16 protein-coding genes are annotated in these 21,090 nt (G+C 72.3%); 10 read left to right on the top strand and 6 right to left on the bottom strand.

The features are described from left to right. The first annotated feature begins 38 nt into the window (after positions 1-38). The 5 genes from ACFV9D_RS36760 to ACFV9D_RS36780 are packed head-to-tail and all read left to right on the top strand — an operon-like array spanning position 39 to position 7,434. Positions 39-1,469 carry a lyase family protein gene (locus ACFV9D_RS36760; protein WP_385156668.1) on the top strand — a complete coding sequence of 477 codons (1,431 nt, stop codon included), beginning with the start codon at positions 39-41 and terminating at the stop codon, positions 1,467-1,469. Beyond that, entirely contained in the window at positions 1,466-2,887 is a 1,422-nt protein-coding gene (locus tag ACFV9D_RS36765; RefSeq protein WP_385156671.1) for an MFS transporter, read from the top strand. The genes ACFV9D_RS36760 and ACFV9D_RS36765 overlap by 4 nt, the downstream gene beginning before the upstream one ends. Next, the gene (locus tag ACFV9D_RS36770) at positions 2,880-5,018 is read left to right on the top strand and encodes a molybdopterin oxidoreductase family protein (protein WP_385156674.1); all 2,139 of its coding nucleotides are present in this window, start codon (positions 2,880-2,882) and stop codon (positions 5,016-5,018) included. The genes ACFV9D_RS36765 and ACFV9D_RS36770 overlap by 8 nt, the downstream gene beginning before the upstream one ends. Beyond that, on the top strand, positions 5,015-6,316 hold the full coding sequence (locus ACFV9D_RS36775; RefSeq protein ID WP_385156677.1) for an FAD-dependent oxidoreductase: 1,302 nt from the start codon (positions 5,015-5,017) through the stop codon (positions 6,314-6,316). Before ACFV9D_RS36770 ends, ACFV9D_RS36775 begins: the two co-directional genes overlap by 4 nt. After that, the gene (locus ACFV9D_RS36780) at positions 6,313-7,434 is read left to right on the top strand and encodes an NAD(P)/FAD-dependent oxidoreductase (protein WP_385156680.1); all 1,122 of its coding nucleotides are present in this window, start codon (positions 6,313-6,315) and stop codon (positions 7,432-7,434) included. The genes ACFV9D_RS36775 and ACFV9D_RS36780 overlap by 4 nt, the downstream gene beginning before the upstream one ends. Before the next feature lie 121 nt (positions 7,435-7,555). Here the strand turns inward: ACFV9D_RS36780 and ACFV9D_RS36785 are convergent, their stop codons facing one another. The 6 genes from ACFV9D_RS36785 to ACFV9D_RS36810 form a co-directional block, all read right to left on the bottom strand. Continuing rightward, on the bottom strand, positions 7,556-9,454 hold the full coding sequence (locus tag ACFV9D_RS36785; protein ID WP_385156683.1) for an anthranilate synthase family protein: 1,899 nt from the start codon (positions 9,452-9,454) through the stop codon (positions 7,556-7,558). After that, positions 9,451-10,074, bottom strand: a complete 624-nt coding sequence (locus tag ACFV9D_RS36790) for an isochorismatase family protein (RefSeq protein ID WP_385156686.1) — start codon at positions 10,072-10,074, stop codon at positions 9,451-9,453. The genes ACFV9D_RS36785 and ACFV9D_RS36790 overlap by 4 nt, the downstream gene beginning before the upstream one ends. A 61-nt stretch (positions 10,075-10,135) precedes the next feature. Next, a complete protein-coding gene (locus tag ACFV9D_RS36795; RefSeq protein ID WP_385156689.1) occupies positions 10,136-10,906 on the bottom strand; it encodes a 2,3-dihydro-2,3-dihydroxybenzoate dehydrogenase in 771 nt (256 codons plus the stop codon). A gap of 25 nt (positions 10,907-10,931) precedes the next feature. Continuing rightward, complete coding sequence (locus ACFV9D_RS36800; protein ID WP_385156692.1) at positions 10,932-12,104, bottom strand: 3-deoxy-7-phosphoheptulonate synthase; 1,173 nt, start codon at positions 12,102-12,104, stop codon at positions 10,932-10,934. Positions 12,105-12,304: 200 nt separating this feature from the next. Then, the gene (locus ACFV9D_RS36805; RefSeq protein WP_385156695.1) at positions 12,305-13,744 is read right to left on the bottom strand and encodes a multicopper oxidase family protein; all 1,440 of its coding nucleotides are present in this window, start codon (positions 13,742-13,744) and stop codon (positions 12,305-12,307) included. 171 nt (positions 13,745-13,915) lie between these two features. After that, on the bottom strand, positions 13,916-14,458 hold the full coding sequence (locus tag ACFV9D_RS36810; protein WP_385156698.1) for an SRPBCC family protein: 543 nt from the start codon (positions 14,456-14,458) through the stop codon (positions 13,916-13,918). Between the two features lie 248 nt (positions 14,459-14,706). On the opposite strand from ACFV9D_RS36810, the gene ACFV9D_RS36815 reads away from it, so the two are divergent. The 5 genes from ACFV9D_RS36815 (at position 14,707) to wrbA (ending at position 20,970) form a co-directional block, all read left to right on the top strand. After that, on the top strand, positions 14,707-16,410 hold the full coding sequence (locus ACFV9D_RS36815; protein WP_385156702.1) for a carboxylesterase family protein: 1,704 nt from the start codon (positions 14,707-14,709) through the stop codon (positions 16,408-16,410). Positions 16,411-16,454: 44 nt separating this feature from the next. Further along, positions 16,455-18,311: an asparagine synthase (glutamine-hydrolyzing) gene (gene asnB, locus ACFV9D_RS36820; RefSeq protein WP_385156705.1), complete on the top strand. Its 1,857-nt coding sequence runs from the start codon at positions 16,455-16,457 to the stop codon at positions 18,309-18,311. 130 nt (positions 18,312-18,441) lie between these two features. After that, positions 18,442-19,314, top strand: coding sequence for an MIP/aquaporin family protein (locus ACFV9D_RS36825; protein ID WP_385156709.1), 873 nt, complete (start codon positions 18,442-18,444; stop codon positions 19,312-19,314). A gap of 40 nt (positions 19,315-19,354) precedes the next feature. Next, a complete protein-coding gene (locus tag ACFV9D_RS36830; protein ID WP_385156712.1) occupies positions 19,355-20,221 on the top strand; it encodes an arylamine N-acetyltransferase in 867 nt (288 codons plus the stop codon). A 131-nt stretch (positions 20,222-20,352) separates the two neighbouring features. Then, on the top strand, positions 20,353-20,970 hold the full coding sequence (gene wrbA, locus ACFV9D_RS36835) for an NAD(P)H:quinone oxidoreductase (RefSeq protein ID WP_385156715.1): 618 nt from the start codon (positions 20,353-20,355) through the stop codon (positions 20,968-20,970). Positions 20,971-21,090: the final 120 nt, after the last annotated feature.

Genomic DNA, 21,090 nt, shown 5'->3' on the forward strand with positions numbered 1-21,090 from the left:
CGCCGGGACGGGGCCACCGGAGGCGCCGGGGTGATCGTGTGACCCGGTCCTACGACGACGCGGGGCTGCTGTCACCGGTGCGAGCCGGAACGCCCGTGGAGGCGGCGGTCGGCGACATCGCCTGGCTGCAGGCGATGCTGGACGCGGAGGCGGCGCTGGTCCGGGCGCAGGCGCGGCTCGGCACGGTCCCGGAGTCGGCGGCCCGGGCCGTCTCCAACGCGGCGCGCGCGGAGCGCCTGGACGTCCGCGCCCTGGCCCTCGCGGCCCGCGAGACGGCGAACCCGGTGGTCGGCCTGGTGCAGGCGCTGACGCGGGTGGTCGCGGCGGAGGACCCGGCGGCGGCGGAGTACGTCCACCGGGGCTCGACGAGCCAGGACATCTTCGACACCGGCGCGATGCTGGTCGCGGACCGGGCGCTGCGGCTGATCCGCGCGGACCTGTCCCGTACGGCGGTGGCGCTGGCCGAGCTCGCCCGACGACACCGCGACACCCTGATCGCCGGCCGCACCCTGACCCTCCACGCCGTGCCGACCACCTTCGGCCTCAAGGCCGCCGGCTGGCACACCCTGCTCCTCTCGGCCGACGACCGCCTGGCCCGCGTCCAGGAGTCCCTCCCGGTCTCCCTGGGCGGTGCGGCGGGAACGCTGGCGGGTTACGTGGAGTACGCCCGGCTGGCGGCGGGCGAAGGCCCGCCGGACGGCGGTGCCGAGCCCGTCGGTGACTTCGACGCCGGGGCGTATCACGACCGGCTCCTCGAGGCGTTCGCCGAGGAGATCGGTCTCGCGGGCGCGCTGGTGCCGTGGCACGCGCTGCGGGCCCCCGTCGCCGATCTGGCGTTCGCGCTCGCCTTCGCGACCGGGGCGCTCGGGAAGGTCGCGATCGATGTGCAGTCGCTCGCGCGGACCGAGGTCGGGGAGGTCGCCGAGCCCTCGGGCGGGTCCGGGCGGGGCGCGTCGTCGGCGATGCCGCACAAGCGCAATCCGGTGCTGGCCACGCTCATCCGGTCCGCTGCCCTCCAAGTGCCTGCGCTCGCGGGCGCGTTGGCGCAGTGCCTCGTCGCCGAGGACGAGCGTTCGGCCGGGGTGTGGCACGCCGAGTGGCAGCTGCTGCGGGAGTGCCTGCGGCTGACCGGCGGCGCCGCGCACACGGCCGTCGAGCTGGCCGAGGGCCTGGAGGTGCGGGCCGACCGGATGCGGGAGAACCTCGCGCTCACCGGTAGCCAGATCGTCTCCGAGCGGATCGCGGCCGTCCTCGCGCCCCGCCTCGGGAAGGCCGCCGCGAAGGAGCTGCTCACCTGGGCGTCGGTGACGGCGGACCGGGACGCCCGCCCGCTGCCCGAGGTCCTCGCGGAGGCCCCGGAGCTCGCGGGCGTGATGGACCGGACCGAGGTCGACGCGCTGTGCGACCCGGCCGCCTACACGGGCGCGGCGGGCCCGCTGGTGGACCGGGCGCTGAAGGGCGCGTCGTGAACACCCACGGCCCCCGGTCCGGGCTCGGGCCTCGGTCCGGGCCCGGGCCTCGGCCCCGGTCCGGGTGGATCGAGGACTGGGATCCCGAGGACGTCCGGTTCTGGGAGGCGCGCGGGAAGCGGATCGCGCGGCGGAATCTCGTGCTGTCCATCGCCTCCGAGCACATCGGGTTCTCCGTCTGGAGCATGTGGTCGGTCCTCGTCCTCTTCATGTCCCCACGCATCGGCCTGCCGTTCACGCCCGGCGAGAAGTTCCTCCTCGTCGTCACCCCCACCCTCGTCGGCGCGGCGCTGAGGCTCCCGTACAGCCATGCCGTCACCCGCTTCGGCGGCCGCAACTGGACCGTGTTCGCCACCGCCGTCCTGCTCGTCCCCGCCTCCGCCGCCGCGTACTTCGTGCAACGCCCCGGCACGCCCCTGTGGGTGTTCCTGGTCATCGGCGCGCTCGGCGGCGTCGGCGGCGGCAACTTCGCCTCCTCGATGACGAACATCACCGCGTTCTTCCCGCAGCGCCACCAGGGCTGGGCCCTCGGGCTCAACGCGGGCGGCGGCAACCTCGGGGTCGCCGTAGTCCAGCTCCTCGGTCTGCTCGTCATCGCCACCGCGGGCGACACGCACCCCGCCTACGTCGCCGCGTTCTACCTCCCCCTGATCGTCTCCGTCGCGCTCCTCGCCGCGCTGCGGATGGACAACCTGGCGCCGGTACGGAGCGAGAAGGGTGCCCAGCGCGACGCCCTGCGCACCGCGCACACCTGGTGGATCTCGCTGCTCTACATCGGCACGTTCGGCTCGTTCATCGGGTACGGCTTCGCCTTCGGTCTGGTCCTGCAGACGCAGTTCGGCTCCACCCCGCTCGAAGCGGCCTCGTACACGTTCCTCGGCCCGCTGCTCGGTTCGCTCGCCCGGCCCTTCGGCGGCCGGTTCGCGGATCGCTGGGGCGGGGCGCTGGTGACCGCGTGGACGTTCGTGGCGATGGCGGCCGGCACCGGCGGGCTGCTCCTCGCCTCCGCACAGGGGTCGTTCGGGCTGTTCGTGGCCGGCTTCACCGTCCTGTTCGTGCTCACCGGGATCGGCAACGGCTCCACGTACAAGATGATCCCGGCCGTCTTCGCCGAGCGGGCCGGCCGTGAGGTCACGGACGGCGGGGACGCCACGACGGCGTTCGCCCGCGCCCGGCGCCTCTCGGGGGCCGTGATCGGGATCGCGGGCGCCGTCGGCGCGCTCGGCGGTGTCGCGGTGAACCTGGCCTTCCGGGCGGCGTACGGCTCCGAGGGCGGCAGCGGCACCCCCGCCTTCCTCTCCTTCCTCGGCTTCTATACCCTGTGCGTGGCGGTCACCTGGGCGGTCTATCTGCGCCCCGCCCGTACCAGCCGGCCGCTGGAAGCCCCGCCCGTGCGACGTGGAGCCACCCGTGTCTGACGCCGGATCCGGCTCCCGAACCGTCCATACGCACTGCCCGTACTGCGCGTTGCAGTGCGGTACGAAACTCAGCCACGCCCTCGGCGAGGTGTCCGTCGCCCCGTCCGCCTTCCCGGTCAACCAGGGCGGCCTGTGTCAGAAGGGCTGGACCGCGCCCGACGTACTGACCGTGGCCGACCGGCTGCGGGAGCCGCTGGTGCGCGGCCGGGACGGACGGCTCGCCCCGGTCGGCTGGGACGCCGCCCTCGACCTGGTCGCGGGGCGGCTGCGGGAGATCCGGCGGGAGCACGGCCCGGACGCGGTCGGCGTCTTCGGCGGCGGCGGGCTCACCAACGAGAAGGCGTACCTGCTGGGCAAGTTCGCCCGGCTCGCGCTGCGCACCAGCCGGATCGACTACAACGGCCGCTTCTGCATGTCCTCGGCCGCCGCCGCCTCCAACGCCGCCTTCGGCGTCGACCGGGGCCTGCCCTTCCCGGTCACCGATCTCGGGCGGGCGGACGTGGTGCTCCTCGCGGGGGCGAATCCGGCCGAGACGATGCCGCCGCTGATGCGCCACCTGGACCGGGCCGCGCTGATCGTCCTCGACCCGCGCCGCACCCCGACCGCCGCGCGCGCCGCGTTGCACCTGCGGCCGGCCCCCGGCACCGATCTCGCCCTGGCGCTCGGCCTGTTGCAGCTGGCGGTGCTCGACGGGCGGCTCGACCACACCTTCGTACGGGAGCGGACCAACGGTTTCGAGGCGGCCTGGCAGCGGGCGCTGCCGTGGACGCCGGAGCGGACCGAGCGGGTGACCGGGGTGCCGGTCGCGGAACAGCGGGAGGCGGTGCGGCTGCTCGCCGACGCCCGGCGGGCGTACGTCCTGACCGGGCGGGGCGCCGAACAGCACAGCAAGGGCGCCGACACGGTCTCCGCGTTCGTCAACCTGGCGCTCGCGCTGGGGCTTCCGGGCCGGGAGGGCAGCGGCTACGGCTGTCTGACCGGCCAGGGCAACGGGCAGGGCGGGCGCGAGCTGGGCCAGAAGGCGGACCAGCTGCCCGGCTACCGGATGATCACCGACCCCGCGGCGCGGGAGCACGTGGCAGGCGTGTGGGGCGTGGACGCCGCGTCCCTTCCCGGACCGGGACCCAGCGCGTACGAACTCCTCGACTCGCTGGGGACCGCCCACGGGCCGCGCGCCCTGCTCGTGTTCGGCTCCAACCCGGTGGTCTCCGCCCCGCATGCCGGGCATGTCGCCGAGCGGCTCGCCGCGCTCGACCTGCTGGTGGTGGCGGACTTCGTCCCCTCCGAGACCGCGCGGATGGCGGACGTCGTCCTGCCGGTGACCCAGTGGGCCGAGGAGGAAGGCACGTTGACCAATCTGGAGGGGCGGGTGCTGCGCCGGCGCGCGCTGCTCGATCCGCCGCCGGGGGTACGGAGCGATCCGGAGGTGCTGCGCGGGCTCGCGGTACGGCTCGGGGAGCCGGCCGAGCGGTATCCGGCCCGGCCCCGGGAGATCTTCGAGGAGCTGCGGCGCGCGACGGAGGGCGGCCGGGCGGACTACTCCGGGGTGAGCTACGAACGGCTCGACGCGGGCGAGGCGCTGCACTGGCCGTGCCCGGCGGTGCCGTCGGGGCCCGCGCATCCGGGCACGCCCCGGCTCTTCCTGGACGGTTTCGCGCATCCGGACGGGCGGGCCCGCTTCCTGCCGGTCGAGCACCGCGACTCCGCCGAAATGCCGGGCGCCGAACTGCCGTTGTACGCGACGACCGGCCGGGTTCTGGCCCACTACCAGTCCGGGGCGCAGACCCGGCGGGTAGGACGCCTCAACGACGCCGAGCCGGAGCCGTACGTGGAGATCCACCCCGACACGGCCCGGCGGGCGGGTGTGGAAGCCGGCGGGCTCGCCCGGGTGGTGTCGGCGCGAGGCTCGGTGGTGGCACGCGTACGTCTGGTGGAGAGCCTGCGGACGGACACGGTGTTCCTCCCGTTCCACTTCCCGGGGGAGGGGCGGGCGAACCTGCTCACCGGTGGGGCGCTCGACCCGCGCAGCGGAATGCCGGAATTCAAGGTGAGCGCGGTACGGGTCGAGCCGGCGCAGGGTCCCGTGAGCGCCGTACGTGGCGAGCCGGCGCAGGCCCCGGTGACCGCGTGAACGGGCGGATCCTGGTCGTGGGCAACGGCCTCGCCGCCCACCGGCTGACCGCACGCCTCGCGGCACTCGGGCACGAGGGCCCGGTCACCGTCCTGGGCGCCGAGCCGCACCCCGCGTACCAGCGCACCCTGCTCGGTTCGGTCCTGGCCGGCAGCCTGCCCCCGGGCGCGCTGACGCTGCCGCCGCCCCCGGCGGGGGTACGGGTGCGGACGGGCCTCCGGGCCCTCGCCGTCGACCGGGAGCGGCGGACCGTGCGGTGCGCCGACGGGACGCGCGTCGGCTACGACACGCTGGTCCTGGCGACCGGGGCGCGGCCGACCGGCGATGTGCACACCCTGGCCGACTGCGCCCGCCCGGTGCGCGGCAGGGTGGCCGTGGTGGGCGGGGGCGTCCTGGGCGTGGAGACGGCGACGGCACTGCGCGGGCGCGGCCACCGCGTGGTCCTCGCGCATTCCGGCCCGTACCCGATGCACCACCGACTGGACGAGTTCGCCGGGCAGTTGGTGGCGGCGCGGCTGGAGTCGTGGGGGATCGAACTACGGCTCGACACCTACGTCCCGGCGGACCACACACTCGGCGCCGACACCGTTCTGCGGTGCACCGGCACCTCTCCGGAGGCCACCCTGGCCGAGCGGGCCGGTCTGACGGTCCGGCGCGGCATCGTCGTCGACGAGCGGCTGCGCACGAGCGACCCGTCGATCCGGGCGATCGGCGCCTGCACGGACACCACGGACCTCGCGGGCGCCCTGGCCCAGGCGGAGACCCTGGCCACGCTCCTGACGGGCGGCGACGCCTCCTACACCCCCGCTCCCCCGGTGGTCCGGCCGCGGGTCCCGGGCCTGGACCTCGTGTGTCTGGGCCCGCCCGGGTGGGCGGCCGGGCGGACGGAGAGCGACGAGGTGGTGACGTTGTCGGACCCCGCGCGCGGACGGTACGCGCGGATCGAGATCACGGAGCAGAGGGTGACACGGGCCGTGCTGGTCGGGATGCCCGAAGGGATCGCGGCCGTGACCCAGTTGTACGACCGGGGTCGTCCCGTGCCCGCCGACCGGCTCGCGCTCCTGCTCGGCCTCAGGGCCGGGGGTGCGACGGGCGATCCGACCGCTCTGGCGGACGAGGCCGTGCTCTGCCACTGCAACAACGTCAGCAAGGGGGCCGTCGTGAGTGCCTGGCAGGACGGCGCGCGGGACGTCGGGGCGGTGGCCGCGGCGACCCGGGCGACCACCGGCTGCGGCGGCTGCGCCGACGACGTCCGTGCGGTGTGTGCCGCGCTGCGCGTCCCGGAGGGCGTCGAGTGAGCCGCCGGACGCTGGTCGTCGCCGGCTACGGGCCCGTCGGGCATCGGCTCGTCACGGAGCTGCGCACCCTGGACCGGACCGACGGATGGCGGGTGGTCGTCCTCGGGGAGGAGCCACGCGGCGCCTACGACCGGGTCGCGCTCTCCTCCCTCGTCTCCGGTCCGACGCCCGCCGATCTCGCGCTGCCCGCCCCCGACTCCCTGGTGGACGTGCGCCTTTCGACGACCGTGACCGGGATCGACCGGGACCTGCGGACCGTGCGGTGCGCCGACGGGACGCGCCTCGCCTACGACGCGCTGGTCCTGGCCACCGGATCCCGGCCGTTCGTACCGCCCGTCCCGGGCCACGACCGGCCGCACTGCTTCACGTACCGCACCGTCGAGGACATCGACGCGATCCGCGCCGCCGTCCGCGCCGGGCGCCCCGGCCGCCCCGGTGTCGTCATCGGCGGCGGGCTGCTCGGCCTGGAGGCCGCCGACGCGCTGCGGCATCTCGGGATGCGCCCGCACGTGGTGGAGGCCGCTCCGCGCCTGATGCCGCTCCAGGTGGACGCGGGCGGCGGGCGGCTCCTCGCCTCGCTGGTGCGGGACCTCGGTGTGGAGGTGCACTGCGGGGCGACGACGGTGTCCGTGGAGGCGGACCGGGTGCGGCTCGCGGACGGTACGGAGATCGAGGCGGACCTCGTCGTCTTCTCCGCCGGGATACGGCCCCGTGACGAGTTCGCCGCGGGCGCGGGTCTGGCGACCGGCGAACGCGGCGGGTTCCTCGTCGACGACCGGCTGCGCACGGCGGACGAGCGGATCTGGGCGGTCGGCGAGTGCGCCGCCGTCGAAGGCCGCTGCCACGGGCTCCTCGCCCCCGGCCTTCGGATGGCCGCCTCCGTGGCCCGACAGCTCCTCGGCCTCGACCACACGCCGTTCACGGACAGCGGCGGGCCGACGCGGCTCAAGCTGCTGGGCATCGGGGTCTCGGGCTTCGGCGACATCCACGCCCTCACGGAGGGCGCGATCGAGTTCAGCGAGGCCGACCGCGCCGGCCGCCGCTACCGGAAGCTGGTCCTGGCGCCGGACGGACGGACCCTGCTCGGCCGGGTGGAAGTCGGCGCGGCGCGCCCCTGAACGGGTCGTGAACGCCCCCCCCCGCGGCCGAGGAGTTCCGGTGCCACGCACACAGCGGCGCCGCCCGATACCGGGCGGCGCCGTGGGTCATGCGAGGGGGACGGCCTTCACCGCGCGGCCTTCACCCGGCCGCCTGCACCACGCCGGTCTTCACCAGCCCGCCGAGCATCGACGCGACGATGCGCGGGCCGTTCTGGGTGAGCACGGACTCGGCGTGGAACTGCATCGACGCGAAGTGCGGGCCGCGCAGGGCGTGCACCTCGCCGGTGTCCGGGTCCCGACTGACCTCGACCGCGCCGAACTCCGGGTGCGGGAAGCGGTCGGCGTCGCTGCGAGCGGCGAAGGTGTTGTAGAACCCGACCCGTTCCCGCGCGCCGAAGAGGTCGATCTCCTTCTGCACGCCCTGGTTGGGCACGTCACGGCGGGCGAGCTCCAGGCCCAGGTGCAGGCTGAGGACCTGGTGGCTGAGGCAGACCGCGAGGAACGGCCGGCGCTCGCGCAGCAGGCCCGCGACGGCCTCCCGCAGATGCGCGATCTTGGGGTGCCCGGCCTCGCGCGGATCTCCGGGCCCGGGGCCCATGATCACGAGGTCGTAGCCCTCGAAGTCGTAGCCCTCGTCGAAGCGACGGACCGTCACCTCGGGTCCCAGCGACCGCACTTGCTGCCCGATCATCGACGTGAAGGTGTCCTCGGCGTCGACGATCAGAACCCGCTGTCCGGCGAGGGCGGGGTCGGGCCGGCCCGGGCCCGACCCCGTCGCCAGCCAGAAGTCGGCGATCGTGGCATTGCGCCGCTCCAGCGCCTCCCGCACCCGCGGGTGCGCGCGGAAACGGGACCCGCCGTCGTCCTGGAGCGCGGAGAGCAGTCCGGCGGCCTTGGCCCGGGTCTCGGCGACCTCCGACTCGGGGTCGGAGTGGCGCACCAGCGTCGCCCCCACTCCGATGGAGACCCGCCCGCCCGCGTCGATGTCGGCGGTACGGATGAGGATGGCGGAGTCCATGGCACGGCCGCCGAGCGCGTCGCGGCCGATGAGGGCGACGACCCCGCTGTAGTAACCCCGGCCCTGCGGCTCGTACTTGGAGATCACCTTGCAGGCGCTCTCCAGCGGCGAGCCCGTCACCGTCGGGGCGAACAGCGTCTCGCGCAGGATCTCGCGCGGGTCGCGGTCGGTCTGTCCCTCGATGAAGTACTCGGTGTGGGCGAGCCGGGCCATCTCCTTGAGGTACGGGCCGACGACCCGGCCGCCGCCCTCGCAGATCCGGGCCATCATCTTCAGCTCCTCGTCGACGACCATGTACAGCTCGTCGGCCTCCTTGCGGTCGGCGAGGAAGTCGAGGACGCCGGGGAGGGTGGGGCCGGAGGCCGGGTAGCGGTACGTGCCGCTGATGGGGTTCATCACGGCGGTGCCGTCGGCGAGGCTGACGTGCCGTTCGGGGGACGCCCCGACGAAGGTGCGCTCCCCGGTGTGGATCAGGAACGTCCAGTACGCACCCGATTCGCGCTCCAGGAGCCGGCGGAAGAAGGTCAGTGCGCTGCCGGGCCCGTAGTCGGTGATCTCGGCGGTGAAGGAGCGGCGGATGACGAAGTTGGCGCCCTCGCCGGTGCCGATCTCGTCGGCGATCACGCGGCGCACGATCTCGGCGTACGCGTCGTCGTCGACGTCGAAGCGACCGTCGGCGAGCGTGATCGGGACGTCGGGGATCGCGGCCAGGACGGTGTCGAGCGGGACGGTGGTCTGCTCGGTGACGCTCATGGCGATGAGCGGGGCGCCGTCGTCGTTCCGGTCGTAGCCGCGCTCGCCGATCTGGCGGTACGGGACGACGGCGAGGACCTCGTGCCGCCCGGCGCCCCCGTCCTGCTGTACCGGCAGGTCGGCGAGGGTCGCGGGCAGCGAGATGTCGCCGGTCAGGAGGTCGAGGGCGCCGGGTCCTGTCGTCTCGGGCCGGTGCAGCACGGCGAAGGCCGGCGGGTTCGGGCCGAGGATGCGGCTCAGCAGGTCGGTACGGGCCGGTGTGCTCACCCCAGCACCTCCTTGGCGGTGGTGACGACGGCGCAGCGCTTGGCCGCGTACGCGAGGGCGGACAGGTGCTCGTCCTCGGTGAAGTCGCCGAGAGCGTCGGCGACCAGGAAGGTCTGGATGTCGTTCGTGAACGACTCGACGGCGCTGGCGAGCACGCCGATGTGGGCGTACACCCCGCAGATGATCAGCTGGTCGCGGCCGTGGAACCGCATCCGCTCCAGGAGGTCCGTCTTGAAGAAGGCGCTGTAGCGCCACTTGGTGAGCAGCCAGTCGCCCGCCGCGGGCGCGAGCGGCTCGACGATCTCACGGTCGACGGGGTCGAGGCGCATCCCCGGGCCCCAGAAGTCGGCGAGCAGACCGCGCTGTTCGGGGGTCATGCCGCCGGGCTGCGCCGTGTACGCGACGGGGATGCCGTGGCTCGCGCAACGGTCGCGGAGCAGGGCCGCGTTCGCGATGATCTCCTCGCGCAGCGGCGAGGGGAAGGGCGCCAGGAAGTAGCGCTGCATGTCGTGGACGAGCAGCACGGCGCGGTCGGGGTCCACGGACCAGTGGGGGGTGGCCGGCGGCAGCGCGCCGGCCGTCGGCAACGGATAGGCCTCGATGGGAGGTATCCCGGCCATGGCGGTCCTCTCGGGTACGGGTGGATGGAGGGGTGGCTGGAAGCCCGGCGCCGCGGGCGCCCTACGCGCCGAGGGACGCACCGCCGTCGACGGTGAGGTCGTGCAGGGTGATGTGGGACGCCTGGTCGGACAGGAGGAAGACGACGGCCGCGGCGATGTCGGTGGGCAGGGCCAGCTTCTTGAGCGGGATGCCGACGCGGAACTGCTCGGGACGGCCCTCGATCGTGCCCTTGGGCCCGGAGTCGTCGTGCCACATCGAGGAGAGCATCGGGGTGTCCGTGGAGCCGGGCGCGACCAGGTTGCAGCGGATGCCGTACGGCGCGACCTCCAGGCCGAGCGACTTGGTGAAGAGGGACGCGGCGGCCTTGGAGGCGGCGTACGCGGCCATCTCGCTGCGCGGGGTGTTGGCCGCGTTGGAGGCGACGGTGACGAGCGCGCCGGAGCCGCGCGGGATCATCCGGTCGACGACGGCGCGGGAGACCTGGAAGACACCGGTGGCGTTGACGGCGAAGGTGGCCGCCCAGTCCTCGTCGGAGAAGGTACGGACGGGGCCGAGGCGCAGGACGCCGGCCGCGTTGACGAGGTAGTCGATCGGGCCGAGGCGCCGCTCGGCCTCGTCGACCAGGGCGGTGACCTGGGCGCTGTCGGTGACGTCGGCGGGGAACGCCTCGACGGGCAGGCCCTCGACGACGAAGGCCGCGACGCGCTGCTTGAGCGCGGACTCGTCCCGGTCGACGGCGGCGACGGTCACGCCGCGTTCGGCGAGGGCGCGGACCACCGCGGCGCCGATGCCGCCCGCGGCTCCGGTGACGAGCGCGATCTTGTCCTGCATGGCAGTTCCTCCCTGAGGGGTGATGTCAGGCGCGCCAGGCCGAGATGACGGAGACGGCCTGACCGGGGTTGAGCCGCGGGTCGCAGAAGCTGGTGTAGTTCTCGCCGCACCGGCCGACCCACTGCTCGCCGAGCACGCACTCGGTGACGTCCTCGGGCGTGGTCTCCAGGTGGACGCCGCCCGCGATGCCGCCGGAGGAGCGCACGGCGAGCTGGAACTCGGAGATCTCGCGCTCGACGGTGGTGGTGTAGCGGGTCTTGAGCCCGCCCGGGGCGGTGACGGTGTTGCCGTGCATCGGGTCGGTCAGCCAGATCACCGGGTGCCCGGCGGCGCGGACCGCCTCGACGAGCGGCGGCAGCTTCTCGGCGACCGTGTCGGCGCCCATGCGGGCGATGAGGGTGAGCCGGCCGGGCTCGCGGGCCGGGTCGAGGATCTCGCAGAGGGTGAGCAGCTCGTCGGGGGTCATGCGGGGGCCGACCTTGCAGGCGACCGGGTTCACGACCTCGGCGAGCAGGGCGACATGGGCGCCGTCGGTCTGGCGGGTGCGTTCGCCGACCCACGGGAAGTGGGTGGAGGCAAGCAGCAGCCGGCCCTCGTCGTCGCGGCGGAGCATCGGCACCTCGTAGTCGAGGAGCAGCGCCTCGTGGCTGGTCCACACGGGCGGGTCGATGACCGGGCGGCCGACGGGCTTACGCCAGCCGAGGTGGCCCATGATGTCGTTGGCGGCCATGTAGCCGGTGAGCAGGCGCAGCGGGTCGGGTCGGCGGGACTCCGGGTCGGGTTCGGGGCCGTTGACCATGTGACCGCGGTAGACCGGGAGTTCGAGCTCGCCGACCTTCTCGGTGTCGTTGGAGCGCGGCTTGCCGAACTGGCCGGCCATGCGGCCCACGCGGATCACCGGCTTGTGCGTGATCATCTTCATGGCGCCGGCGAGCAGGTCGAGCACGGCGGTCTTGCGGGCGACGTGCTGGGCGGTGGACTCGTCGGGGTCCTCGGAGCAGTCGCCGGACTGGACGATCACGGCCTCGCCGGCGGCGACCCTGGCGAGGAGCGTGCGCAGGGTGTGCACGTCCTGCGGGCTGACCAGGGCGGGGCGGACGCTCAACTCCTCCCGTACGCGCTCCACCTGCGACGCGTCGTCCCACACGGGCTGTTGCAGAGCCGGCCTTTGCCGGATGTCGAGCAGGGTGTTGTCCACAGGGAGTCTCTCCTAAGACGACGGGACGACGGTGCGGGCGGCATTCCTCGAGGCGGAGATCCGAAAAGGGCCGGCCGGTGACGGGGCCGGCCGGCCCGGAATTCGTTCGAATCATCTGCCGTTGGCCGGTACGCGGCCAATGGAGTCGGCCGGACTCCGTCAAGTGGGCCGAGAATCCATCAGGTCGGTTCGTGCGCCGTTCACACGACTTCCATCTGGGCCATCATTCCCATGGCCGCATGGTCGAGCATGTGGCAGTGGTACAGGTACTTTCCGCGATAGCTGTCGAATGTTGCCTGGAACTTCACCGTCTCGCCGGGCATGACGCGGATCGTGTCCTTGAGTCCCGCCTCTGCCGGTCCGGGCGGATTTCCGTTCCGTGTCAGTACACGGAACTGCACCAGGTGAATATGAAAGTTGTGCGGAATGGCTTGATTGCTGTTGGTCACCGTCCAGATTTCAGAACCGCCCCAGGGGACGGTGTTGTCGATTCGACCGTGGTCGTAGACCTTTCCGTCCATATAGCCCTGCGGGGCGGGCCGCCCGTCCTCGTCCATGCTCATGACGACGGTCCGCTGTCCGGTGACGGCCGGCAGAGCGGGCAGGGTGCGCAGCGTGGCGGGTACGGCGCTCGGGTCGGTCGTGGTCTTCACCACGTCGAAGCGCAGTACCTTGCCGGTCAGTTCGGCCGGTCCGGGGCCTTCGGTGTTCTCCAGGACGAGCCGGGTGCCGACGGGGTAGCGCGAGAAATCGATGACGACCTCGGCCCGCTCGCCCGGCGAGAGGGCGACGGTGTCGGTGGAGAAGGGCCTTTCCAGGAGGCCACCGTCGGAGCCGATCTGGACGAACGGTGAACCGTCGGCGAGCCGCAGGGTGAAGAACCGCAGATTGGTGGAGTTGAGCAGCCGGAAGCGGTACTTGCGGGCCGCGACCTGGAAATACGGCCATGCCTTTCCGTTGGCCAGGATGGTGGACCGGCTACGGAAGTCGTCCATGGTGTAGACGAGTTGCCCGGCCGCGTCGAAATGCCCCTCGCGCAGCATGACGGGCACGTCGTACACCCCGGAGGGCAGCGGGAGCGCCTTCTCCTCGGCGTCGGTGAGCAGGTAGAACGCGGAGAGGCCGCGGTAGACGTGCTCGGACTCCATGTGGTGGGCGTGGTCGTGCAGCCAGAGCGGGGCGTGGGCCTGCCGGTTCGGGTAGTGGTACGTGCGGACGCCGCCGGGGGCGATGGTGGCCATCGGATCGCCGTCGTGCTCGGAGGCGACGTGCCCGCCGTGCAGGTGGATCGAGGCCGGCATGTCCAGCTTGTTGTACTGGTTGATGACGACCGGGCGGCCTGAGGTGGCCCGGATGAGCCCGGGGAAACCGCCGTTGAAGGTGAAGACCTCGGTGAGCTGTCCGGGCAGGATCTCCTTGGTGGTCCGCTTGATCGAGATGTTGTAGGTGTCGACGCCGTTGGCGGTCGAGCTGGGCACGATGACCTGCGGCAGCGGCATCGGCTGGGTGAAGAACGGGACGGCGGTCGCGTCGGCCGCTGTGGCCGATGCCGCGCCGAGCAGCGGGGTCAGTGCTGCGCCGGTGGCCACCGTGCCGCCTGTTGCCAGGGCGGCACCGATGAACCGTCGTCTGGAAAGCATGGGGATTCCCCTCGTCGTGGGCGCACCCTGTGCGCGCCCGCATCTCCGTGCTCTGTGGGGGGGGTGTGGGGGGCTGTGGGGGTGTGGGGGTCTCGTGGGGCCGGGCGTCGCGCAACGGGCCGGCCCTTGTGGGGCCGGCCCGTCGATGCGTCGTTCCTGGTGGCGGTGGCGTCAGTCCTTCTCGACGACGACCTTGATCTTGCCGAGGGTCTCGGTGATGTCCCGGGTCATCTTCACCGTCCAGTCGGCGATGAACTTCTGCTTGCCCGCCTCGTCCATGTCCTTCGTGATCTCGTGGATTCCGGGCGAGGCGTATCCCATGCGGAAGGTCTGGGAGAGCGTGGCACCGTTCTCGGCGGGCTCCAGCAGGAAGGACCAGGTGAGTTCCTGCGGCGCACCGGTCTTGGAGTGGATCTTCCAGCGGAACGCACGGCCGGGAGTGGTCTCCACGACCTCCGACTTCGTGTGCCAGGTGCCGCGGATGAGCGGCGCCCAGGACACGACGTCGTCGCTGCGGAAGTTCTCACCCTCGAAGATCGAACCGACCTGCCCGGGCTCTCCGGACAGCCACCGGCCGCGCTGGAGTTCCGAGCTCCACTCGGAATGCCGATGCATGTCGCTGACGATCGAGTAGATCTTGTCGGCGGAGGCCGCGATATGAATCTCGGCGCCCAGTTCGAAAAGGGGGCGGGAGTCCAGAATCGACGTTGTCATGCCTGGATCCTGCCGATCCCCTGCGGGTGTGCTCAAAGGTTCGCGGGTGAATACGTCAGGTCACCGTGACACCGGTTCGGATGCCGCTCCGACTGACCTGACTGAGTACGCCGAAGCGCATTGGCCGAGGCCAGGAGGTGCGGCACCCTCGCAGCGTCGTCACTCTTCGACGCGCCGTCTTTCGGCATTCGCTTACCCGGGGAGTTTTGTTTATGGACCGGTCGGGAGTTGGACATGAACCGCCACCCATGCCACGGAGACGTACGGTCGTCGCGGCCGCCGCAGCAGTGGCGGCGGCGGTGACCGTACCGGGCGGCGGCGTGGCCTCGGCGGCGGAGACGGGTGGCGGCGCCACGACGGCCGGCGGCACCGGGACCACGAGTGTCGTCACCCGCGTCAGCGGCGGTCTGATCAGGGGCGAACGGGCCGGCGGCCTGTCCGTCTTCCGCGGGGTGCCCTACGCCGCTCCCCCGGTCGGCGAGCTGCGCTACCGCTCGCCGCGCCCGGTCGTCCCCTGGCACGGGGTGCGGGACGCGACGGCGTTCGCGCCCGTCTCGTACCAGTCGTATCTGCCGGGCTCCAGCGAGGACAGCCTGTACGCGAACGTCTGGACGCCGGACACCGGCGGCGCCCGGCCGGTGGTGGTCTACATCCACGGCGGAGGCTGGTTCCTCGGCGCCGGCAGCGAGCCGGACTTCGACGGCGCCCGGCCCGCCGCCCACGGCGACATGGTCGTGGTCACCTTCAACTACCGGCTGGGCGCGCTGGGTTGGGGTCTGCACGAGGACCTGCTCGACGATCGCACCGGCGGGTACTCCAACTGGGGCCTGCAGGACCAGGTGGCGCTGCTGCACTGGGTGCGCCGCAACGCGGCCGCCTTCGGTGGCGACCCCCACAACATCACGCTGGCCGGCACCTCGGCCGGTGGCTCCTCGACCTGGCAGCTCGGGCTGCTCCCCGAGCTGCGCGGCACGGTCCGCCGGATCGTCCCGATCAGCGTCAAGCACGTCTGGGAACCGGCGAGTTCGATGAGCAGGGAGGACTCCCACCGGGTCTTCGAACTGGTCGCCCGCAAGCTCGGCACCACCGTGCGGGGCCTGCGCTCCGTGGAGGCCGCCCGGCTCAAGGACACCTGGGAGAAGATCTTCTCCGGCAGCCCCGTCGACCGGGAGATATCCACCTGGCGCGAGTACCAGGGACCGGTCGTCGACGACCGCTGGATGCTCGGCCACGACTTCGAACTGCCCACCCCCGAGCTGCCCACCCTGTCGATCTACGGCCGGACCGAGGGCACCTTCTTCACCACGGGGCCCGGCTATCCCTTCCCCGGCCCCCACCCCTCCGACGACGCGAGCCTGCGCACCGCGATCCGCGCCGTGCTGCACAAGGGCGCGGTGCATGTCGCCGACACCGAGGTGGACGCGGCGATCTCGGCGTACCGCAGGGCGGCGGCGATCGACGGACTCCCTCAGGACCCGGTCTCCATCTGGGGCGCGATCTGGGGCGACAGTCTCTTCCGCTACCAGATCACCCGGCTCGCCGAGCGGCAGGCCAGGGAGCGGCCCGACGTGCCCAGCTATCTGGTGGAGTTCGCACACCCGGTCGCCCCGCCGCTGACCGGCACCCCGCACGAGGCCACGTCCAAGTTCCTCTTCGGCACCTACGGCTCCGCGGTCAACGCCCCGCACTACGGCGACGGCCCGCTGGAGAAGCTCGTCTCGGACACCTTCATCGACCTGGTGTCCTCCTTCGCCCGCGGCCGGGCCCCGAGCAGCCCGAACGCGCCGACGGTCCCGGTGTTCTCGCCGGACCGGCCCTCCACGCTGATCCTCGGCGGGCAGCGGGTCGCCGAGATCGGCGAGCGCTCCGCGCTGCGCCAGCTCGCCCACTGGGACACCGCCGGCTGGGTCCCGGTCCCGAGGACCCCGTCGGCCACCGTCCCCCGCCCCTGACTCCGTACATCCCGCTGATCATTCGAGAAAGGACCTGAGGCGCCATGTGCGGACTCACCGGCTGGGTCGCCTACGACCGCGACCTGACGCTCGGCGGCGACACCGCCGAGGCCATGACCCGGACCCTGGAGTGCCGGGGCCCGGACGACGGCGGCATCTGGCTCACCCGGCACGCCGCCCTGGGCCACCGCCGTCTCTCCATCATCGACCTGGAGAACGGCCGCCAGCCCATGCACGCCGAGCCCGGCGACGACGGGCAGCCCGTCCTCGTCTACACGGGCGAGGTCTACAACTTCCGCGAGCTCAAGGACGAACTGACCGCCCTCGGACACGAGTTCCGCACCGCGTCCGACACCGAGGTGGTGCTGCACGCCTATCTGGAGTGGGGCGAGACGTTCGCCGAGCGGCTCAACGGCATGTACGCGCTGGCGATCTGGGACCCGCGCATCGAGGAACTCCTCCTGGTCCGCGACCGGATGGGCGTCAAGCCGCTCTACTACTACCCCACCGTCGACGGCGTCCTCTTCGGCTCCGAGCCCAAGTCGATCCTCGCCCACCCGGAGGCGGAGGCCGTGGTCGACGCCGAGGGCCTGGCCGAGATCTTCGCCATCATCAACACCCCCGGCCACGCGGTCTTCAAGGGAATGCGCGAGGTCGTCCCGGGCACGACGGTCCGTTTCTCCCGGTCCGGCTCCACCACCCGTACGTACTGGACGCTCGAGGCCCGCCCGCACACGGACGACCTCGACACCACCATCGCCACCGTTCGCGAGCTGCTCGAGGACATCATCGAGCGGCAGCTGATCGCCGATGTGAAGGTCGGCACCCTGCTCTCCGGCGGTCTGGACTCCAGCGCCGTGACCGCGCTCGCCGCGAAGGTGCTGCGCGACCAGGGTTCGGACGAGCGGATCACCGCCTTCTCGGTCGACTTCAAGGACCACGGCGAGACCTTCCGCGACAACGGCATCTGGATGGACCCGGACACCCCGTACGCCGTCGACGTCGCCAAGCACTCCGGCGCCGAGCACATCGTCGTGGAGCTGGAGAACCACGACATCCTCGACGAGGGCGTCCGCGCGGCCGTGCTGCGCGCCCAGGACCTGCCGGTCTCCACCGGCGACATGGAGCACTCGCTCTACCACCTGTGCAAGGCGCTCAAGGAGCGGGTCACGGTGGCGCTGTCGGGCGAGGCGGCCGACGAGATCTTCGGCGGCTACAACTGGTTCTTCGACGAGGAGGCCGTGAACGGGGACACCTTCCCCTGGTACGACGCCTGGCGGCGTCTCGGCGGCCTGGACACGATCAAGGACATCGGGCTCTGGGACCGGCTCGGCATGGAGGAGTACGTCAAGCGCCGGTACACCGAGTCCCTGGAGGCGGTCCCGCGGCTCGCCGGCGACTCCCGGCACGAGGAGCGGATGAAGGAGCTGACCTGGCTCAACATCACGCACTGGGAGAAGTTCCTGCTGGACCGCAAGGACCGGATCTCGATGTCCACCAGCCTGGAGGTCCGCGTCCCGTTCACCGACCACCGGCTCGTCGAGTACGTCTACAACGTGCCGTGGGAGATGAAGAACTTCGACGGCCGGGAGAAGAGCCTGCTGCGCGCGGCGGCCGCGCACGTGCTGCCGCAGTCGGTCCTGGAGCGGAAGAAGAGCCCGTACCCCTCCACCCAGGACATCGAGTACGTCACCGCGCTGCGCGACAAGGTCGAGGCGCTGCTCGCCGAGGGCTCCCCGGTGCTGCGCCTGGTCCCGCGCGAGGGGATCACCAAGCTCCTCGACAAGCCGCTGGAGGAGTACTCGGCGCTCGGCGGGCTCTGGGGCACCCGGGCGGTGATGGAGCGGCTGGTCGAGTTCAACGCCTGGGCGCTCGAGTACGAGGTCCGTATAGAGCTCTGACCTGCACGTTCGCCCTTCTGCGGCGTCGTGGGCGGCCTTCCGGCCGTCCGCGGCGCCGCGGACGCATGTGTACGTCTCGTACCACCCGCGCCGCCTGTACCGACCGCATCACAGCTGGGAGTTGGTCACCATGACCCACAGCCGTCGTCACCGGGCCCCGCGCCGGGAGCTCCTCTCCCCGCGCGCCCGCACCTTCGTCCTGGAGTTCCTGATCACGGCGGGGATCCTCTTCCTCATCGTCACCACCTCGCGCTGGATCTTCGCTCCGGACGCGCCGCTCGGCTCCGTGCTGAAGGGGCGCGCGGCGTTCGTCGCGCTCGGGATCTTCTTCGGCGTCGTCAACACGGCGATCATCCACTACTCGATGTCCCGGAAGACCGCCGGACACATGAACCCTTCGGTGAGCATCGGGCTGTGGCTGCTGCGGGTCTTCCCCGGCCGGGACGTCCTGCCGTTCTGCGTGGCGCAGATGACCGGGGCCGTGGCGGGTGTGGGGCTCGCCCGGCTGGTGTGGGGCGCGAAGGTGGGGCTGCCCCAGGTCGGCTGGGCGGCGGTGGCGCCGCAGCCCGGCTGGGGGTTCTGGGGCGTGCTGACGGCGGAGACGGTGGGGCAGCTGATCTGCATGACGCTGGTGGCGGCGCTGCTGATCCGGCCGCGCTGGGAGTGGCTGATCCCGGGCGTCGTCGGGCTCTGCATCACCGGTTTCATCATGATCCTCGGGCCGCTTTCGGGCGGCTCGGTCAATCCGGCGCGGCAGTTCGGGCCCGCGCTGTGGGCCGGGAACTTCGGCTTCCTGACCGCGTATCTGATCGGCCCGGTCCTCGGCGCGGCGCTGGCGGCCGCCCTCGCCGCGGCGCTCAAGCCGCCGGTGGCCCCGCCGGCCGCCCCCGAGGAGGCCGCGGTGGAGGGGGAGGTCGTCTGCCCGGACACCATCCCGCCCGAGTTCCTGCGGGACGACGACACCCGTCCCATCCGACCCCGGACAACTGATCCACGCATCTGAACCACGCATCTGATCCAGGCATCTGAACCAGGAGACACACATGTTGGGAACGTACGGACTGCCCGTCGCGGTCGAGACCGATCCGGAGTGGCAGACCGAGCTCCTCGACCTCGACGCGTACCTCGCCCGGATCGGCTTCACCGGGCCCCGCACGCCCACCCCGGAGACCCTGCACCGGGTCCTGCGCGGTCACATGAGCACGATCACGTTCGAGAACATCGACATCGCGCTGGGCCGCCCGGTCTCGCTCGATCTGGACCGGATCCAGGACAAGCTCGTCCGGGCGGGGCGCGGCGGCTACTGCTACGAGAACAACCTGCTGCTGGCCGCCGCCCTGGACCGGCTCGGCTTCCCGGTGACCCGGCTCCTCGCCCGGATCCGGCAGGGCGAGACCAGGCGCCGCTTCCGTACGCACACGGTGCTGCTGGTCCGGGCGGACGACCAGGTCTGGCTGGCCGACGCCGGATACGGCTACAGCGGGCTGATGGAGGCGCTGCCGCTCCGGGACGGGGCGGTCTCCTCGGTCGCGGACTGGACGTGGCAGCTGGCCGCCGACGGGCCCGACTGGGTGGTGCGGATCCCCAGGGGCGGGCCGGACGAGGGCTGGTTCGACATGTACTCGTTCCGCCAGGAGCCCCAGTTCCGGATCGACTTCGAGGCCGCGCACTACCTCTCCTCGACCCGGCCCGGCTCGCCCTTCGTCGGTCAGCTGGTCGTCCAGAAGGAGACGGAGAAGGAGCGCCGGCTGCTGCGGGACAAGTCGCTGGAGATCCAGTACCCGGACGGGCGTGTCGAGCGGCGTGAGCTGAGTGCGGCGGACACGGTGTGCGCGCTCGGGGAGCTCTTCTCGATCGAACTGACCGACGACGACGAGCGGGCCCTGCTGCGGTTCTTCGCCGCGAAGTGACATCCGGGCGTGGGACTTGACGGACTTTCACCGGTCGCGTGGAAGCCCGCCGTCCCGTTCGGAGAAGGTCCCGCAAGGGCCTGTCCGTTCCGCATCCGGCCCCCCGTCCCTCACCAAGGAGCAGGTCTGTCATGACCAACGTCGCAGTCATCTACTACTCGTCGACCGGCAACGTGCACACGCTGGCGACCGCCGCCGTGAACGCGGCGGAGAAGGCCGGTGCGGAGGTGCGGCTGCGGAAGGTGGCGGAGCTGGCGCCGCAGTCGGTGATCGACACGAAGGCGGAGTGGGCGGAGCACGTCCAGGCCACCCGTGACGTGGAGATCGCCACGCTCGACGACCTGGAGTGGGCCGATGTCGTGCTGATCGGCACGCCGACCCGCTTCGGTCTGCCCGCCGCGCAGATCAAGCAGTTCATCGACACCACCGGTGGTCTGTGGGCGCAGGGCAAGCTGGTCAACAAGGTCGCCTCGGGCTTCACCTCGACCGCGAGCACGCACGGTGGCCAGGAGTCGACGCTGCTCGCCCTGAACAACACCTTCTACCACTGGGGTGCGGTCATCGTGACGCCCGGCTACGCGGACCCGGTCCAGTTCGCCCCGGCCAACGGCAACCCGTACGGCGCCAGCAGCGTCTCGGCGAACGAGGCGAACAACGTGTCCGGTGAGAACCTCGCCGCGATCGAGTTCCAGGCCCGGCGCTCCGTGGAGATCGCCACGGCGCTGAAGAAGGGTTTCGCCGCCGCCTGACGGTGAACGAGACGAGAGGAGGGGGGGGGGGGGCGGACCGGGCCCCCCCCCCCCCACCGCCGAGGACGGGGGGGGCCCCCCCCCGCCCCCCCCCACCCCCACCACCCGCCGGGCGAGGGC

Origin of the sequence: Streptomyces sp. NPDC059875 (assembly GCF_042731085.1) — a bacterium.
Lineage (GTDB): Bacteria > Actinomycetota > Actinomycetes > Streptomycetales > Streptomycetaceae > Streptomyces.

What these genes read in the sequence shown, in the direction of transcription:
- ACFV9D_RS36830 (WP_385156712.1), top strand. Translation starts at nt 19,355, where the DNA reads ATGTTGGGAACGTACGGACTGCCCGTCGCGGTCGAGACCGATCCGGAG.
- ACFV9D_RS36795 (WP_385156689.1), bottom strand. Translation starts at nt 10,906, where the DNA reads ATGCAGGACAAGATCGCGCTCGTCACCGGAGCCGCGGGCGGCATCGGC.
- ACFV9D_RS36790 (WP_385156686.1), bottom strand. Translation starts at nt 10,074, where the DNA reads ATGGCCGGGATACCTCCCATCGAGGCCTATCCGTTGCCGACGGCCGGC.
- ACFV9D_RS36810 (WP_385156698.1), bottom strand. Translation starts at nt 14,458, where the DNA reads ATGACAACGTCGATTCTGGACTCCCGCCCCCTTTTCGAACTGGGCGCC.
- ACFV9D_RS36805 (WP_385156695.1), bottom strand. Translation starts at nt 13,744, where the DNA reads ATGCTTTCCAGACGACGGTTCATCGGTGCCGCCCTGGCAACAGGCGGC.
- wrbA (WP_385156715.1), top strand. Translation starts at nt 20,353, where the DNA reads ATGACCAACGTCGCAGTCATCTACTACTCGTCGACCGGCAACGTGCAC.
- ACFV9D_RS36815 (WP_385156702.1), top strand. Translation starts at nt 14,707, where the DNA reads ATGCCACGGAGACGTACGGTCGTCGCGGCCGCCGCAGCAGTGGCGGCG.
- ACFV9D_RS36825 (WP_385156709.1), top strand. Translation starts at nt 18,442, where the DNA reads ATGACCCACAGCCGTCGTCACCGGGCCCCGCGCCGGGAGCTCCTCTCC.
- asnB (WP_385156705.1), top strand. Translation starts at nt 16,455, where the DNA reads ATGTGCGGACTCACCGGCTGGGTCGCCTACGACCGCGACCTGACGCTC.